The following is a 14,870-nucleotide window of genomic DNA, read 5'->3' on the forward strand; positions in this document are numbered from 1 at the left end:
TGTCACAGCCACACGTTGTCGTTGACCGAGCCCAGGCCCGTGCCGGACAGCCGGCGATGCAGTGCCAGCGCCTGGTCCTCGGTGAGCGAGGCGACATGGTCGGCGGCGGCGCGCAGCCGGTCGCCGTGCAGCGCAAGCTCCTCGGCTCGGTCCGGCGGCAGCAGCTCGGGCGCGTCATGGCTCCACCGCAGCAGTTCGCCGACCACCCGGCGCTTGCCGTGCTGCTGGGTGGCGAGCGCCGGGCGGTCGATGACGTAGCACCACACCAGCTCCTTGAGCAGATCGCAGGCCGCCCGCCGCTCGGCCGGGATCACCAGGCGTGCCCCGTACCGGATCGCCGCGGTGCCGCCGACCTCCAGCTCGATCCCGCGGGTGAAGTACGCGATCAGGTCGGCTGTGCGCCGGTTGACCGCGACCGCGTCCTCGTGGCTGCCGCTGTAGGGGGCGTGCACCGCGAGCCGTTTGCCGATGTCCGCCATCAGGAGCAGCGCCGCATCGCGGTCGAAGTCCTCGCCCGCCCGCACCCGCTTGGCCTGTACGTAGTCCAGGAAGCGGCGGGTCTCGCGCTCGGTGTCGCCGCCCGCGGCGCCGTCCGGAGGGAACAGCGCGGCCAGCGGGATCAGGCCCGTACGGTAGAAGTCCTCCACGTCGTGGCAGGCGTAGGTGACATCGTCCGCCCAGTCCATCACCTGCTCCTCGACCGGCACCTCCGCGTCGGTGCGGCCCGCCCTCACCCACGCGAACGCCTCCCGGTCCGCGACGTACACGCCCCACTTCACGTGCCGCGCCGGATCCTGGTCGACCGGCGCCCGCTCCCACGGGTACTTGGTGGACGCGTCGAGACAGGCGCGGGTCAGATGCAGTCCGCGATGGCCCGGGTATTTGTGAGCGGCGAGGAAGGTCAGGACCCGCAGGGTCTGCGCATTGCCCTCGAAGCTGTCAAGGACGCCGTCCGCGAAGTGCAGCTCGTCCATCGTGTCGCGCAGCGCCAGCTCGCCGGCGTGCCCGAAGGGCGGATGGCCGATGTCGTGCGCCATGCAAGCCGCTTCGACGAGCGCCGGGTTGGGCCCGCCGTACTTGCGCTCAAGCCGCTCCGCCATGCGCCGGCCGAGCTGGGCCACCTTCATCGAGTGGGTCAGCCGGGTGTGGTAAGCGCCCAGCTCGGCGCTCGCCACCACCTGGCTCTTGCCCGCAAGCGCCCGCCACTGGGTCGAATACAGGATGCGGTCCACGTCGTGCTCGAAGCCGGACCGCTGCCCGTCGTCGGGAACCCGGCGCCGCAGGGAGTGCTGTTCGAGATCCTCATGGCTGTACAGGGCTGGTCGCATGTGCGGATGCTACGTCCTGCTGAACAATCCGTGACCTCCCCTGGTAGGGACGCGGGTAGGGGCCGGGGCGGTACGTCGCGTAGCGGGCCGGGGTGGTCGGGTCTGCCTGATGGGCGCGGGAGTTGAGGGCCGACGGTGAGGTGTCGGCCCAGTGGCCCGTCGTGATCCTGTGGTCGATCGTGTGGACGGCGGCGAGTTGTTCGCCGGGGCTGAAGGTGCAGTGCCCGGCGTTCTCGGTGTACGCCTGGCGCAGCAGCGGGGCGCGGCCCGCCTCGGTCACCGCGCGGCCGTAGGCGTTCTCCACCTGCACGGGCACGAGCGCGTCGCCGGTGGTGTGGATGTCGAACTGGGGCTTGCTCAGACGGCCGGACGGCGAGGCATGGTCGGCCATGTAACGCACCGCGCCCGGCTTCGCGCTGACGCGAGGCTCGCGGGCGAGGTCGCGCAGGTCGCTCCGGAGGGACAGGCCCGCCGACTTGTAGAGGGCCTTGACCTCCTTGTAGTGGGAGGAGCGGGCCAGCATCGCCGAGTAGTCGACGCCGGTGTTCCAGGACATGTTGCCGCCGGCGCGGCGCTCGGCCTCCTCCCGCCAGCCGAAGCCGGGCTGCGCCACCAGGCCGCGTACCGCCGTGTACTGGTTCACCTGCTGTGCGGGGTAGTCGTCCGGGGCCGGCCGTGGCGTGCCCGGGTCGTTCCAGCCCGGGATGTTGTGCAGCGCGGCGGCGAGCGCGATGCGGGCCCGGCCGCCCGCGGAGTTCTGCGCCGTGCTCAGACTCGCGCCGAGCCGCTTGGCCGAGGCGGCGGCTTCGGAGGCGTCCTTGAAGCCGGTCAGCGGGATGTCGGAGTCGCCGGAGCGGGGCGTGAGAAGAGTGCGGAGGGCGAACGTGGCGTCCAGCGTCGAGTTCCAGTTGGCGACCCCGCCGTGCACGAGGCCGCACATGGACAGGGAGCCGTCGACGCGTCCCGGATGCCGCTCGGCGATCGTCGTGGTGATCAGACCGCCGAGCGACTCGCCCCATGCGACCGTCCGCCGGGCCTCGCCGACCTTCCCGGTGAACGCGTCGAGGGCGGCCAGCTGGTCGGGCACCGCCTGCTCCACGGACCAGCCGTTCGTCGCGTACGAGGAGCCGACGAGCGCGTAACCCTCCTTCAGGAGCAGCTTCTTGGTGGGCTCGTCGGGGGTGTTCACGGCCGGGTTGGGGGCGCCCTCGGGGCGGTAGCCGTGGCTGAAGAGCAGGACGGTGCCGTTCCAGTGATCCGGAGTGTCGATCATGTACGCGGCGCCGGAGGGGAGGGTGCCCTCCAGGTGGCGGGCGGTGGACCGCGGCGCGGCGGAGGCCGGGGCCGCGGCAGCCATGAGGAGCAGCAGGGCCGCGAGACCGGCCGCGGGCTGCCGGGTGGTGGCGCGTGTCATGTGGATTCTCCCTGTACGGAGGATGCGGAGGGCGCGGAGGGCGCGAGCGGAGGGCCCTGTACGGCGAGGTCACGCGTGTTGGTCTCCTTGACCCGCCAGACGGCCAGCACGGTGATCGCGCTGCCGGCCGTGAGCAGCAGGGCGACCGCGTCGCTGGAGTCGTACGTGGTGAGCAGCCCGCTCGCGATCAGCGGAGAGAACCCGGCGCCGAGCAGCGTCGCCGTCTGATAGCCGAGCGAGGCGCCCGTGTAGCGCACCCGCGTCGAGAACATCTCGCTGAACAGCGCGCCCAGCGGCCCGTACATCACGGACTGAGCGATCCCGTGCCCGATCACGCAGGCGAGGATCAGGAGTCCGGGCCGGTGGCTGTCCACGAGCGCGAAGACCGGGAAGGCGGTGGCCGCCGAGAGGAGCGCCCCGGCAAGGACCAGGGGGCGGCGCCCGAAGCGGTCCGAGAGCAGGTTCGCGCACGGCAGCACCACAAGGGCCACGCAGGACGCGACGGTGACTCCGGTGAGCACCTGCGGGCGTGTGTACCCCTCGTCGACGGCGTACGAGATCATGAAACTCGTCATCAGCGCCTGCGCGGTGAACGGGCCGATGCCGACCGCCGAGGCGAGCAGGACCGGGCGCGGCGCGCGCAGGACTTCGAGCAGCGGCATCCGCGCGCGCTCCCGCCGCTGCGACAGCGAGGTGAAGAGCGGGCTCTCCGTGACCTTGAGGCGGATGTAGAGGCCCGCCCCGAGCAGCAGGAAGGACAGCAGGAACGGCACCCGCCAGCCCCAGGAGCGGAAGTCGTCGTCGGGCAGAGTGCTCACCAACGTGACGACCCCGGTGGAGAGCACCATGCCCAGCGGGGCGCCGAGTTGGGTGAAGCTGGTCCACAGGCCGCGCGGCCGGTCGCCCGCGTGCTCGGCGACCATGAGCGTGGCGCCGCCCCACTCGCCGCCGATCGCGATGCCCTGCACGACGCGGAGCAGGACGAGGAGGATGGGCGCCCAGACGCCGATCGCGTCGTACGTGGGAAGCAGGCCGATGAGGAAGCTGCCCGCGCCCATCAGGACCATGGTCAGGAGCATCATCGACTTGCGGCCGAGCCGGTCGCCGAAGTGTCCGAAGACGATGCCGCCGAGGGGGCGGGCGAGATAGCCCGCGGCGAACGTGCCGAAGGCGGCCACCGTGCCCACCGCCGGGTCGGCCTCGGGGAAGAAGAGGTCGCCGAAGACGAGCGCGGCGATGGTGCCGTACACGAGGAAGTCGTAGAACTCGATCGCGGTGCCGAGCAGACCGGACAGGGCGACGCGGCGCAGTTGCCCGGATCCTTCCTCGGGTGCGGCCTCGGAACTCGTCGTTCTGGCAGGTGGGTGTGTCATGGCGTCGGGCTCCTCAGGCGTAGAAGCGGGACAGGCTCCGCAGGACACAGGCGGGCTTGTCGCCGCCCTCGATCTCGACCGTGCCGTCGACGGCGATCTGCACCCCGCCCCGCACCTCTTCGACGGAGGCGAGCGTGGCGCGCAGACGTATCCGGGCGCCCGCCTTCACGGGGGAGGGGAAACGCACCTTGTCCAGGCCGTAGTTGACCTTCGTGGTGACGCCCTGGACGTCGAGGAGATCGGTGAAGAGCGGGATGAAGAGGGACAGGGTGAGGTAGCCGTGCGCGATCGGCGCCCCGAAGGGCCCCTGCGCGGCCTTCTCCGGGTCGGTGTGGATCCACTGGTGGTCATCGGTCGCGTCGGCGAAGGTGTCGATGCGGCCTTGGCCGACCTCGAGCCAGTCGGTGACGCCGAGTTCGCTGCCGGCGAGGGCGTGCAGTTCGTCAAGTCCGTTGGCGGTGACGGTCATTGGGATGTTCCTTCCGGAGGGCTGGGTGTCGCCGCGCCGCCGTGGGCGCGGCGCAGGCTGGGCTTGTGGAGCTTCCCGGAGGCGGTGCGCGGCAGTTCGCTCACGCACACCACCGATTTGGGGATCTTGTACTTGGCGAGCCGGCCCGCGAGGAAGCCGAGTACGTCGTCCGGTGCGGGGGCGGCGCCCTCGCGGGGCACGACGACGGCGCGCGGTACTTCGCCCCAGCGCGCGTCCGGCACGCCGATGACGGCGCATTCGGCCACGTCGGGGTGGGCGAGCAGCGCGCTCTCGACCTCGGCGGGGTAGATGTTCTCGCCGCCGGAAATGATCATGTCCTTGATGCGGTCGGCGATGGTGACGAAGCCGTCGGCGTCCACCCGTGCCGCGTCGCCGGTGCGGAACCATCCGTCGGCGAAGGCGGCGGCGGTCTCGTCGGGCAACTGCCAGTACCCGGCCATCACATGGGGCCCGTGGACAAGGACCTCCCCGGCCTCCCCGACGGCCGCGGTGGAGAGGTCGGGACGCACGACGCGCACGTCGGTGAAGAAGTGCGGCACCCCGGCCGAGCCCGCCTTGCGCTCCGCGTGCTCGGCGTCGAGGTAGAGCGCGCCGGGCGCGGCCTCCGTCATCCCGTACCCCTGCTGGAAGGCGAGCCCGCGCTCCGCGTACGTCTCGATCAGCGGTGTGGGCACGGGTGCGCCGCCGCACATCAGGATCCGCAGCGAGGACAGGTCGGCCGCCCGCCAGCGCGGCTCACGGGTGAGGAGCTCGTACATCGTGGGCACCCCGAACATCGCGCCGATTCCGTGCCGTTCGACGAGTTCGAGGGCCTCGGCCGGGTCGAAGGACTCGACGAGCACGCAGTGACCGCCCTTGAGGAGCACGGGCAGGGTGAGCATGCCGAGCGCGGCGGCGTGGAAGAGCGGGGCGGAGACCAGGGCGACGGTGTCGGCGGTGAGGTCGGCGTCGACCAGGACGTTGACGGCGTTCCAGGTGAGGTTGGCGTGGGTGAGCATGGCGCCCTTGGGGCGGCCCGTGGTGCCGGAGGTGTACATCAGGATGCACACGTCGTCTCCGCCGACCGCCTCGTCCAGGGGTTCCTCGACCGAGTGCTCGATCAACTCCTCGTAATCCGGGCCCACTTCGATGAAGAGGTCCACCTGGCCCGCCTGCCGCAGCTCCGCCACGACAGGGGTGTGTGCGGGGGAGTGGATCAGCGTGCGGGCGCCCGCGTCGGCGAGTTGGTATCCGAGCTCGGGCGCGGTCAGGCGGGTGTTGAGCGGCACGAAGACGGCGCCGAGCGCGCCTGCCGCGAAGAAGGTCTCCAGGAAGGCCGGGTGGTTGGGCCCGAGGTGGGCGACCCGGTCCCCGCGCCGGACGCCTCGGGCGCGCAGGGCGTGCGCGAGCCGCAGGACGCGGGAGTGGAGGGCGGCATAGCTGATGGGGTGGCCCTCGTGGGTGAGGGCGGTGCGGTGCGGGGTCTTGCGGGCCCGGCGCGCGGGCCAGGAGCCGAGTCCTTCGTTGCGCATGGCGCCCCCTCTACTTGAGCCCGAGCAGACGGGCGGCGTTCTCCTTGAGGATCTTGGGGCGGACCTCGTCCTTGATCGCCAGCTTCGCGAAGTCGGCGAGCCAGCGGTCGGGCGTGAGGACGGGGAAGTCGGAGCCGAAGAGCACCTTGTCCTTGAGCAAGGTGTTGGCGTAGTGCACGAGTTGGGGCGGGAAGTACTTCGGTGACCACCCCGAGAGGTCGATGTGCACGCCCGGTTTGTGCGTGGCTACGGCGAGGGCCTCGTCCTGCCAGGGGAAGGACGGGTGCGCGAGGATGATCTTCAGGTGCGGGAAGTCGGCGGCCACGTCGTCGACGTGCATCGGATTCGAGTACTTCAGCCGGATCCCGCCGCCTCCGGGCACGCCCGCGCCGATGCCGGTCTGCCCGGTGTGGAAGAGGGCGACGCAGCCGGTCTCCTCGATGACCTCGTACAACGCGTAGGCGAGAGAACGGTCGTTGGGGAAGAAGCCCTGAATGCTCGGGTGGAACTTGAAGCCCTTGACCCCGTACTCCTCCACGAGCCGGCGGGCCTGTCGCACGCCCGCCTTCCCGCGGAACGGGTCGACGGACGCGAACGGGATCAGGACGTCGGGGTGGGCGGCCGCGGCCTCGGCGACCTCTTCGTTCGGGACGGGCGGGGTGCCGGTGGCGGACTCGGCGTCGACGGTGAAGACGACGGCGGCCATCTTGCGCTCGCGGTAATAGGCGGCCATCTCTTCGAGGGTGGGCTTGCGCTTGCGGTCCTCGACCTTGAAGTAGGCGCTGGAGGCGGCGTCGAGGTCCTCGTCGAGCGAGGCGTGCCCCTGGGAGGAGACCTCGGCGTGCGTGTGGACGTCGATCGCGGTGAGCTCGGAGAGGTCCAACTCCCTCACGCCCCCGGGATCTTGGGGGCGGGGATGCCGACCGTCTCCGGAGCGCTGCCCACCGAGGTGTGCCAGGCGGCGGCGATGGTCTCCGGTGTCCAGCCGCCGTCCGCGTACGCCACGGAGGCCTCGTGCGGGTGCGACCACAGGGTGAGCCGGTCGCCGCCGATGCCGACGCACTGTCCGGTCACGTCGCGGGCGGAGTCGGAGGCGAGGAAGGGCACGAGCGCGGCACAGTCGTCGGCCGTCCCGAACCCCTCGCCCTTGCGCAGGAAGTCCGGCAGCGGCTGCCCCTCCTTCATGGCCTCGATGTACGGGGCGAAGGCGGGGATGGTCTCGGTCATCGCGGTGGCGGCCACGGGCACGATGGCGTTGACGGTGATATCGGCCCTGGCCAGCTCCATCGACCACGTACGCACCATGGCCGCGATCCCGGCCTTGGCGGCGGCGTAGTTGGTCTGCCCGAAGTTGCCGCGCTGCCCGGCGGGGGAGCCGACCAGGATCAGGCTGCCGCCCTCGCCCTGCTCCCGCATGCGTACGGCGGCGGGGCGGGCGCAGGTGAAGGTGCCCCGCAGGTGGGTGGTGACGACCGCGTCGAAGTCCTCGTCGGTCATCTTCCACAGCACCCGGTCGCGCAGGATCCCGGCGTTGGTCACCATCGCGTCGAGCCGCCCGAACTCCTCGACGGCGCGGGCGACCAGGCGGTCGGCGGCCTCGCCGGTGCCGACGGCCGCCACTTCGGCGACGGCACGCCCGCCTTCCTCCGTGATGGCCTTGACGGCGCGGTCGGCCGCTTCCTGGTCGACGTCGTTGACGACCACCGCGGCGCCGGCGCGAGCGAGGGCCGAGGCGTAGGCGAGGCCGAGGCCGCGCCCCGATCCCGTGACGACGGCGACCTTGCCGCGCAGGTCCACGGCGTATGAGTCCAGCACTGGTAGATCCCTTCAACAGGCAGCGAAAAGAGATGGGTTGGCGGGCAGGGGGAACGCGACTCAGGTCGGTATCGGCCCGCAGAAGGGAAGCTAAGACAGATCATTGTTGTCGTCAATGATTGTTTCCAACATCGATAGTGCGGCATGCTGGACACTGTCATCGACGACCGCCGGATGCCCGCGAAGTGCCGATCAGGGAGAGCCCCCTCATGACCAGCCGGAAGACCACCGCCGAGCCCGTGGAGGAAGGATCCGTCGACGAGGGCGCACCCTGGATGCGCGCCCTTCACGCCGACACGGGCTACCTGCTCTACCGTCTCGGACTGCGCTCGGGGCAGCTCTTCAACGCGGCGCTCCAGAGATCCGGCCTGCGCTTGCGCCACTACGCGCTGCTGCGCTATCTGGCCACGGTGGCGGGCGCGGCGCAGCGCGAGCTGAGCCAGGAGCTGGGTTATGACCCCAGCGCGATCGTCGGCCTGGTGGACGACCTGGAACGCCTCGGCTTCGTCGAACGCCGCCCGGCCCCGGACGACCGCCGCCGCCGCATCGTCGCCCTCGCCCCGGCGGGCCACGACTTCCTGCGCGACTCCGACAAGGTGGCCCGCGGCGTCCGCGACGAACTCCTCGCCCCGCTCGGCCCGGACGAGCGGGAGACGTTGCATGCGCTGTTGTCGCGGGTGGCGCATACGGGTGATGCGTCATGACGGAACGGAGCGGCCATTCGCCCTCGAATGGCCGCCCCGTTCCGCGCGTTCGGATCAGGAACCCGCGGGCAGCTCCGCCCTCACCTCGCGCGCGGCCGCGACCAGGTTCTCCAGGGAGGCCTTGGTCTCGGGCCAGCCGCGGGTCTTGAGGCCGCAGTCGGGGTTCACCCACAGCCGCTCGGCGGGGATGGCCTCAAGTCCCTTGCGCAGCAGGGCCGCTGCCTCCTCGGTGCTCGGTACGCGCGGGGAGTGGATGTCGTAGACCCCGGGTCCCGCCTCGCGCGGGTAGCCGTGCTCGGCCAGTTCGCGGGCCACCTGCATGTGCGAGCGCGCGGCCTCCAGGCTGATGACGTCGGCGTCGAGGTCGTCGATGGCCTGGACGATGTCTCCGAACTCGGCGTAGCACATGTGGGTGTGGATCTGCGTGTCCGGCCGGACGCCGCTCGTGGTGAGGCGGAAGGATTCCGTGGCCCAGTCCAGGTACGCGGCGTGCTCGGCGGTACGCAGCGGCAGCGTCTCGCGCAGCGCGGGCTCGTCGACCTGGATGACCGAAGTCCCCGCGGTCTCCAGGTCGTCGACCTCGTCGCGAAGGGCGAGGGCGACCTGGCGTGCCGTGTCGCCCAGCGGCTGGTCGTCGCGGACGAAGGACCAGGCGAGCATGGTGACAGGACCGGTGAGCATGCCCTTCACGGGGCGGTCGGTGAGGGAGTTGGCGTACGAGGTCCAGCGCACCGTCATCGGCACAGGCCGGGAGATGTCGCCCGCGAGGACCGGCGGGCGCACATAACGGGTGCCGTACGACTGGACCCAGCCGTGCTGCGTGGCGAGGTAGCCGGTGAGCTGCTCGGCGAAGTACTGCACCATGTCGTTGCGTTCGGGCTCGCCGTGCACCAGGACGTCGATGCCCGCCTTCTCCTGGAACGCGACGACCTCGCTGATCTCGGAGCGGATGCGCTCCTCGTAACCGTCCGTGTCGATGCGGCCCGCTCGCAAGTCGGCCCGTGCGGTGCGCAGTTCGGTGGTCTGCGGGAACGAGCCGATGGTGGTCGTGGGAAGCAGCGGCAGACCGAGGCGGGTTCGCTGAGCCGCCGCACGCTCCGGATAGGCGTGCGCGCGGCGGCCATCGGAGCCCGTGACGGCGGCGACGCGGGAACGTACGGCCGGATCGTGGGTGAGGGCCGAGCCCGAGCGGGACGCCAGGTCGGCGCGGTTGGCGGACAGTTCGGCCGTGATGGTGTCCCTGCCCTGCACCAGGCCGCGGGCCAGCGTGGCGATCTCGGTGGTCTTCTGGTGGGCGAAGGCGAGCCAGCGGGCGATCTGCGGGTCGATGTCCCGCTCGGCGGTGGCATCCAGCGGGACGTGCAGCAGGGAGCAGGACGCGGAGACGTCGACCCGGTCGGCGAGGCCCAGGAGCGTGCCCAGCGTGGACAGGGACTTCTCCAGGTCGTTGATCCAGATGTTGCGGCCGTTGACGACGCCCGCGACCAGCCGCTTGCCGGGCAGCCCGCCGACGGCGGCGAGGTCCTCGAGCTGGCTGGCGGCGGACTCCGTGAAGTCCAGGGCGAGGCCCTCCACCGGCGCCTTGGCGAGCACCGGCAGCGCCTCGCCGAGCCTGCCGAAGTAGGAGGCGACGAGCAGCTTCGGGCGGTCGGTGAGGGCGCCCAGGTCACGGTAGGCGCGTGCGACGGCGTTGAGCTCCGCCGGGGTGCGGTCCTGGACGAGGGCGGGCTCGTCGAGCTGCACCCACTCGGCGCCCGCCGCGCGCAGGTCGGCGATGACCTCGGCGTACACGGGCAGCAGACGGTCAAGGAGCGTCAGGGGCTCGAAGCCCGCGGCCACGCCGGGCGCGGGCTTGGCGAGCAGCAGATAGGTCACAGGGCCGACCAGCACCGGGCGTGCGGCGAGGCCGAGCGCGACGGCCTCCTTGAGCTCGGCGACCTGCTTGGCCGAGTCGGCGGTGAAGACGGTGTCGGGGCCCAGCTCCGGTACGAGGTAGTGGTAGTTGGTGTCGAACCACTTGGTCATCTCAAGGGGCGCCACGTCCTGGGTGCCGCGTGCCATCGCGAAGTAACCGTCGAGCGCGTCGGTGTCGACGGCCTCGCGGTGCCGCCGCGGGACGGCGCCGACCATGACGCTGGTGTCCAGGACATGGTCGTAGTACGAGAAGTCACCGGTCGGCACTTCGTGGATGCCGGCGTCGGACAGGTGCCGCCAGGTGGACCGGCGCAGCCGCGCCGCGGTCTCCCGGAGGGTGTCGGCGCTGACGCGGCCCTTCCAATAGCCCTCGACGGCCTTCTTCAGTTCCCGGTCGGGGCCCTGGCGGGGGTAGCCGTACACGGTGGACCGTGCTGCCGCAGCTGCGGACTTCGCTGTCACGGAAATCTCCTTCGCGAGATGACTCCTGAGAATCCCGGGGACGGGACACGGACGCGAAGGGATGACGAACCGGATGGACCGGACGCGCGCCACCGGCGCGGTGCTCCACCTGATCTGTACGCCGACCCGCCCACGAGGTCACCGGGATATCCGCACGTGAGGGATCACATGCGGGCAACAGGCAGGTCTTCGGACTTGTGGGCACACCTGCCGAGGCAGATCCCTACTGGCCGTCGCTTCCCGGATCCTGCTCGGATCCAGTGCGTATGACGGAGGTCGTTCCCACTCACCGCTGCGGGGCAGTCCCGGATTCCCACCGGGTTCCCTCTTACGACGCGTCTGCCTGGCGGACAGGGCGAACCAGCTGCACAGGTCAGGCTAGAGGGTGGTCGGCCTCTTGGGCAGTACTGATCACATTCCGGACCGTGAGGTGCGACACCAATGCCTTGGACGGGGGGCGAACACCTGATGGGGCGCGGAACAGATCACCACTCTGTTCCGCGCCCCGCTCACAGCAGCCGCGGGCCCCTCAGCCCGACGGCGGACCCGGGCCCCTCAGCCCCGGTCGTAGAGGTGGAACCCGCGCCCGCTCTTGCGGCCGAGCAGCCCCGCTTCCACCGAGTGAGACGGCGACGCGCTCGCGGGCGGCGCGTGCTGCGAGGGCGTCGGCCTCGCAGACCAGGGTGTCCAGGCCGGCGCGGGCGCACACTTCGGCGATTCCGGCGCCCATCTGGCCTCCGCCCACCACGCCGACCCGGCGAATGGCCGCGGTCATGACTGACCCTCCGAACGGCGGGCGAGCGGGTCGCGCACGAACGGCTGGTCCACAAGGTGGCGGCTGTAGGCATCGGTGGTGAAGAACGCGGGCAACTCCCGTGCCAGCGCGCTCCGTTCGAAGAGCCCGCGGATTTCGTCGAGCGGCGCCCACGGGTACTCCGCCCCCAAGGCGGCGAGTTCGTCCTCCACCAGCGCGAGTACGGTCGTGCGATCGACGGCCCGGTGGCGCAGCCACTGCCAGATCTGCACCCGGGCGATCTCGGCCGTGGCCGCGTCCTCCATCAGCCCGTACAGGGCGACGGCCCCCCGCCCCCGCAGCCAGGCGGCGAAGTAACGCAGGGCGACCGCGATGTTCGTGCGCACGCCCTCCGCTGTGGGCGGCGCGCTGACGCGGCGCACGGACAGCAGCTGAGCCGCCGTCACCTCGACGTCGTCGCGGGTGCGGTCGATCTGATGCGGGCGGGTGCCGAGCACCCCGTCGAACACCCCGCGGCACACGGGGACAAGCGCGGGATGGGCGACCCAGGAGCCGTCGAAGCCGTCCTCGGCCTCGCGTTCCTTGTCCAGGCGCACCGTGGCGATGGCCGCCTGATGGGCGTCCGGGTCCTTGCCGGGCACGTGGGCGGCCATGCCGCCGATCGCGTGGGCACCGCGCTTGTGGCAGGTGCGTACGAGGAGATCGGTGTACGCGCGCATGAAGGGGGCGGTCATGGTGACCTTCGCCCGGTCGGGCAGCAGAAAGTCGGTGCGGTGCCCGAAGGTCTTGATGAGGCTGAAGAGGTAGTCCCAGCGGCCCGCGTTGAGGCCCGAGCTGTGCTCGCGGAGCTCGTGGAGGATCTCCTCCATCTGGACGGCCGCCGTGATGGTCTCGATCAGGACGGTGGCCCGGATCGTGCCGTGCGGGATGCCCATGAGGTCCTGGGCGAGGACGAAAACGTCGTTCCACAGCCGCGCCTCGTCGCGGTTCTCCAGCTTCGGCAGATAGAAGTACGGGCCGTGCCCGGCGTCGATCTGCCGCTGGGCGCAGTGGAAGAAGTAGAGCCCGAAGTCGACCAGGGAGGCGGGCGCGGGCCTGCCGTCGAACTCCAGGTGCTCTTCGGTCAGATGCCAGCCGCGCGGGCGGACGACGATGGTCGCGAGGCGCTCGCCGAGCCGGTACCGCTTCCCCTCCGGCGTGGTGAAGTCGATCCTGCGCTCGATGGCGTCGAGCAGGTTCAGCTGACCGCCGATGATGTTGTCCCAGGTGGGTGAGGTGGCGTCCTCGAAGTCCGCCATCCACACCCGCGCACCGGAGTTGAGGGCGTTGACCGCCATCGCGCGCTCGGGCGGTCCGGTGATCTCCACTCGGCGGTCGGTGAGTCCGGGGGCCGGGGGAGCCACCTGCCAGGAGTCGTCCGCCCGGACGCGGGCGGTGGCGATGGAGAAGTCGAGCGGGGAACCGGAAGCGAGGCGGGCGCCCACCCGCGTGCGCTCCTTGAGGATCTCCAGGCGGCGGTCGGCGAAGGCGCCGACGAGGCGGCCGACGAACTCCAGCGCCTCGGGGGTGAGGATCTCGTCGTGCCGGTCGGCCGGTGGGCCGAGGACCTGGGCACGGCGGGTGGGAGCGGAGATGGACATGCGGGTCTCCTCAGTGGGGGGCGGATTGGGGACGGCGGGGGGCGCCCCGTAAGGGGCGCGGGGAACTGCGCGCCCAGCCCCCACCGGCCCGCGGACATCAATGCGGCGATCCAGCGAAGCGCCCAAGCGCCTAGTGGAACTGCTCTTCCTCGGTGGAACCGGCGAGCGCCGTCGTCGACGAGGCCGGGTTGACCGCGGTGGACACCTGGTCGAAGTAGCCGGTACCGACCTCACGCTGGTGCTTCACGGCGGTGAAGCCCTGCGCCTGTGCGGCGAACTCGCGCTCCTGGAGGTCTACATAGGCGGTCATGCCGTGCTCGGCGTAGCCGCGGGCCAGGTCGAACATGCCGTGGTTGAGGGAGTGGAAGCCGGCCAGGGTGATGAACTGGAAGCGGTAGCCCATCGCGCCCAACTCCCGCTGGAACTTGGCGATCTGGTCGTCGTCCAGGGCCGCACGCCAGTTGAAGGACGGCGAGCAGTTGTAGGCGAGCATCTGGTCGGGGTGCTCGGCGTGGATCGCCTCGGCGAACTCGCGGGCCTGAGCGAGGTCGGGGGTGCCGGTCTCGACCCAGATGAGATCCGCGTACGGGGCATAGGCGAGGCCCCGGGAGATGACGGGCGCCATGCCGCTGCGCACCCGGTAGAAGCCCTCGGCGGTGCGCTCGCCCGTGACGAACTCGGCGTCACGCTCGTCTACATCGCTGGTCAGCAGGTTCGCCGCGAGCGCGTCCGTGCGCGCCACGATCAGCGTCGGCACATCGGCGATGTCGGCGGCCAGGCGGGCCGCGTTGAGGGTACGGATGTGCTGGCCGGTCGGCACGAGGACCTTGCCGCCCAGGTGACCGCACTTCTTCTCCGAGGCCAGCTGGTCCTCGTAGTGGATGCCTGCCGCGCCCGCGGCGATCATCGCCTTGGTCAGCTCGAAGGCGTTGAGCGGTCCGCCGAAGCCGGCCTCCGCGTCGGCGACGATCGGCGCGAGCCAGTCGGTGGTGTCATCGCCGCCCTCGGCGGTGGCGATCTGGTCGGCGCGCAGCAGGGCGTTGTTGATCCGACGGACCACCTGCGGCACGGAGTTGGCGGGGTAGAGCGACTGGTCGGGGTAGGTGTGCCCGGCCTGGTTGGCGTCGGCGGCCACCTGCCAGCCGGACAGGTAGATGGCCTGAAGACCGGCCTTGACCTGCTGGACCGCCTGGCCGCCGGTCAGCGCGCCGAGCGCGTGGATGTAGTCCCGCTCGTGCAGTTGGCGCCACAGCCGCTCGGCGCCGCGCCGGGCCAGGGTGTGCTCCTCGCGGACGCTGCCGGAGAGCCTGACCACGTCCTCTGCGGAGTAGGTGCGCTCGATGCCCTTCCACCGGGCGTCGGCCGCCCACCGCTGAGCCAGCTCCTGAGCCGTCTCCTGGGCCGTTGCCGCCGTCGTCCCTGCCTGTGCCATGACCGTCTCCCGGAGAATCGTGAACTGTGCGAA

General features: G+C 71.2%; 11 protein-coding genes, 1 pseudogene and 1 riboswitch. Of the genes and pseudogenes, 1 reads left to right on the forward strand and 11 read right to left on the reverse strand.

The genetic code is table 11. The annotated features are described in order from the left end of the window. Positions 1-2: 2 nt before the first annotated feature. The 7 genes from dgt to E5671_RS40130 are packed head-to-tail and all read right to left on the reverse strand — an operon-like array spanning position 3 to position 7,928. Positions 3-1,328: a dGTP triphosphohydrolase gene (gene dgt, locus E5671_RS40100; RefSeq protein ID WP_160509131.1), complete on the reverse strand. Its 1,326-nt coding sequence runs from the start codon at positions 1,326-1,328 to the stop codon at positions 3-5. Next, on the reverse strand, positions 1,303-2,742 hold the full coding sequence (locus tag E5671_RS40105) for a S9 family peptidase (RefSeq protein WP_237330342.1): 1,440 nt from the start codon (positions 2,740-2,742) through the stop codon (positions 1,303-1,305). The genes dgt and E5671_RS40105 overlap by 26 nt, the downstream gene beginning before the upstream one ends. Continuing rightward, on the reverse strand, positions 2,739-4,115 hold the full coding sequence (locus E5671_RS40110; RefSeq protein ID WP_160509132.1) for an MFS transporter: 1,377 nt from the start codon (positions 4,113-4,115) through the stop codon (positions 2,739-2,741). Before E5671_RS40110 ends, E5671_RS40105 begins: the two co-directional genes overlap by 4 nt. 13 nt (positions 4,116-4,128) lie before the next feature. Further along, entirely contained in the window at positions 4,129-4,584 is a 456-nt protein-coding gene (locus E5671_RS40115) for a MaoC family dehydratase (RefSeq protein ID WP_160509133.1), read from the reverse strand. Beyond that, positions 4,581-6,116, reverse strand: coding sequence for an acyl-CoA synthetase (locus tag E5671_RS40120; RefSeq protein ID WP_160509134.1), 1,536 nt, complete (start codon positions 6,114-6,116; stop codon positions 4,581-4,583). Before E5671_RS40120 ends, E5671_RS40115 begins: the two co-directional genes overlap by 4 nt. A gap of 10 nt (positions 6,117-6,126) precedes the next feature. After that, positions 6,127-6,999 (reverse strand): amidohydrolase family protein, encoded by an 873-nt coding sequence (locus tag E5671_RS40125; protein ID WP_160510726.1) that lies wholly within the window; start codon positions 6,997-6,999, stop codon positions 6,127-6,129. Between the two features lie 5 nt (positions 7,000-7,004). Further along, a complete protein-coding gene (locus tag E5671_RS40130; protein WP_160510725.1) occupies positions 7,005-7,928 on the reverse strand; it encodes an SDR family NAD(P)-dependent oxidoreductase in 924 nt (307 codons plus the stop codon). Positions 7,929-8,140: 212 nt separating this feature from the next. Between E5671_RS40130 and E5671_RS40135 the strand changes: the two genes are divergently transcribed. After that, positions 8,141-8,635, forward strand: a complete 495-nt coding sequence (locus E5671_RS40135; RefSeq protein ID WP_237330343.1) for a MarR family winged helix-turn-helix transcriptional regulator — start codon at positions 8,141-8,143, stop codon at positions 8,633-8,635. 54 nt (positions 8,636-8,689) lie between these two features. Here the strand turns inward: E5671_RS40135 and metE are convergent, their stop codons facing one another. The 4 genes and pseudogenes from metE to aceA all read right to left on the reverse strand — a co-directional run bounded on the left by metE (position 8,690) and on the right by aceA (position 14,837). Next, positions 8,690-11,011, reverse strand: a complete 2,322-nt coding sequence (metE, locus tag E5671_RS40140; RefSeq protein WP_160509135.1) for a 5-methyltetrahydropteroyltriglutamate--homocysteine S-methyltransferase — start codon at positions 11,009-11,011, stop codon at positions 8,690-8,692. Positions 11,012-11,174: 163 nt separating this feature from the next. Next, positions 11,175-11,391: riboswitch (cobalamin riboswitch) on the reverse strand. A 239-nt stretch (positions 11,392-11,630) separates the two neighbouring features. Beyond that, a pseudogene (locus E5671_RS40145) lies at positions 11,631-11,786 on the reverse strand (3-hydroxyacyl-CoA dehydrogenase NAD-binding domain-containing protein); the annotation flags it as partial. Continuing rightward, positions 11,783-13,405 (reverse strand): malate synthase A, encoded by a 1,623-nt coding sequence (aceB, locus tag E5671_RS40150; protein ID WP_160509136.1) that lies wholly within the window; start codon positions 13,403-13,405, stop codon positions 11,783-11,785. The pseudogene E5671_RS40145 and the gene aceB, both read right to left, overlap by 4 nt. Positions 13,406-13,535: 130 nt before the next feature. Continuing rightward, on the reverse strand, positions 13,536-14,837 hold the full coding sequence (aceA, locus tag E5671_RS40155) for an isocitrate lyase (protein WP_160509137.1): 1,302 nt from the start codon (positions 14,835-14,837) through the stop codon (positions 13,536-13,538). Positions 14,838-14,870: the final 33 nt, after the last annotated feature.

The organism is Streptomyces sp. BA2, assembly GCF_009769735.1.
Taxonomy (GTDB): domain Bacteria; phylum Actinomycetota; class Actinomycetes; order Streptomycetales; family Streptomycetaceae; genus Streptomyces.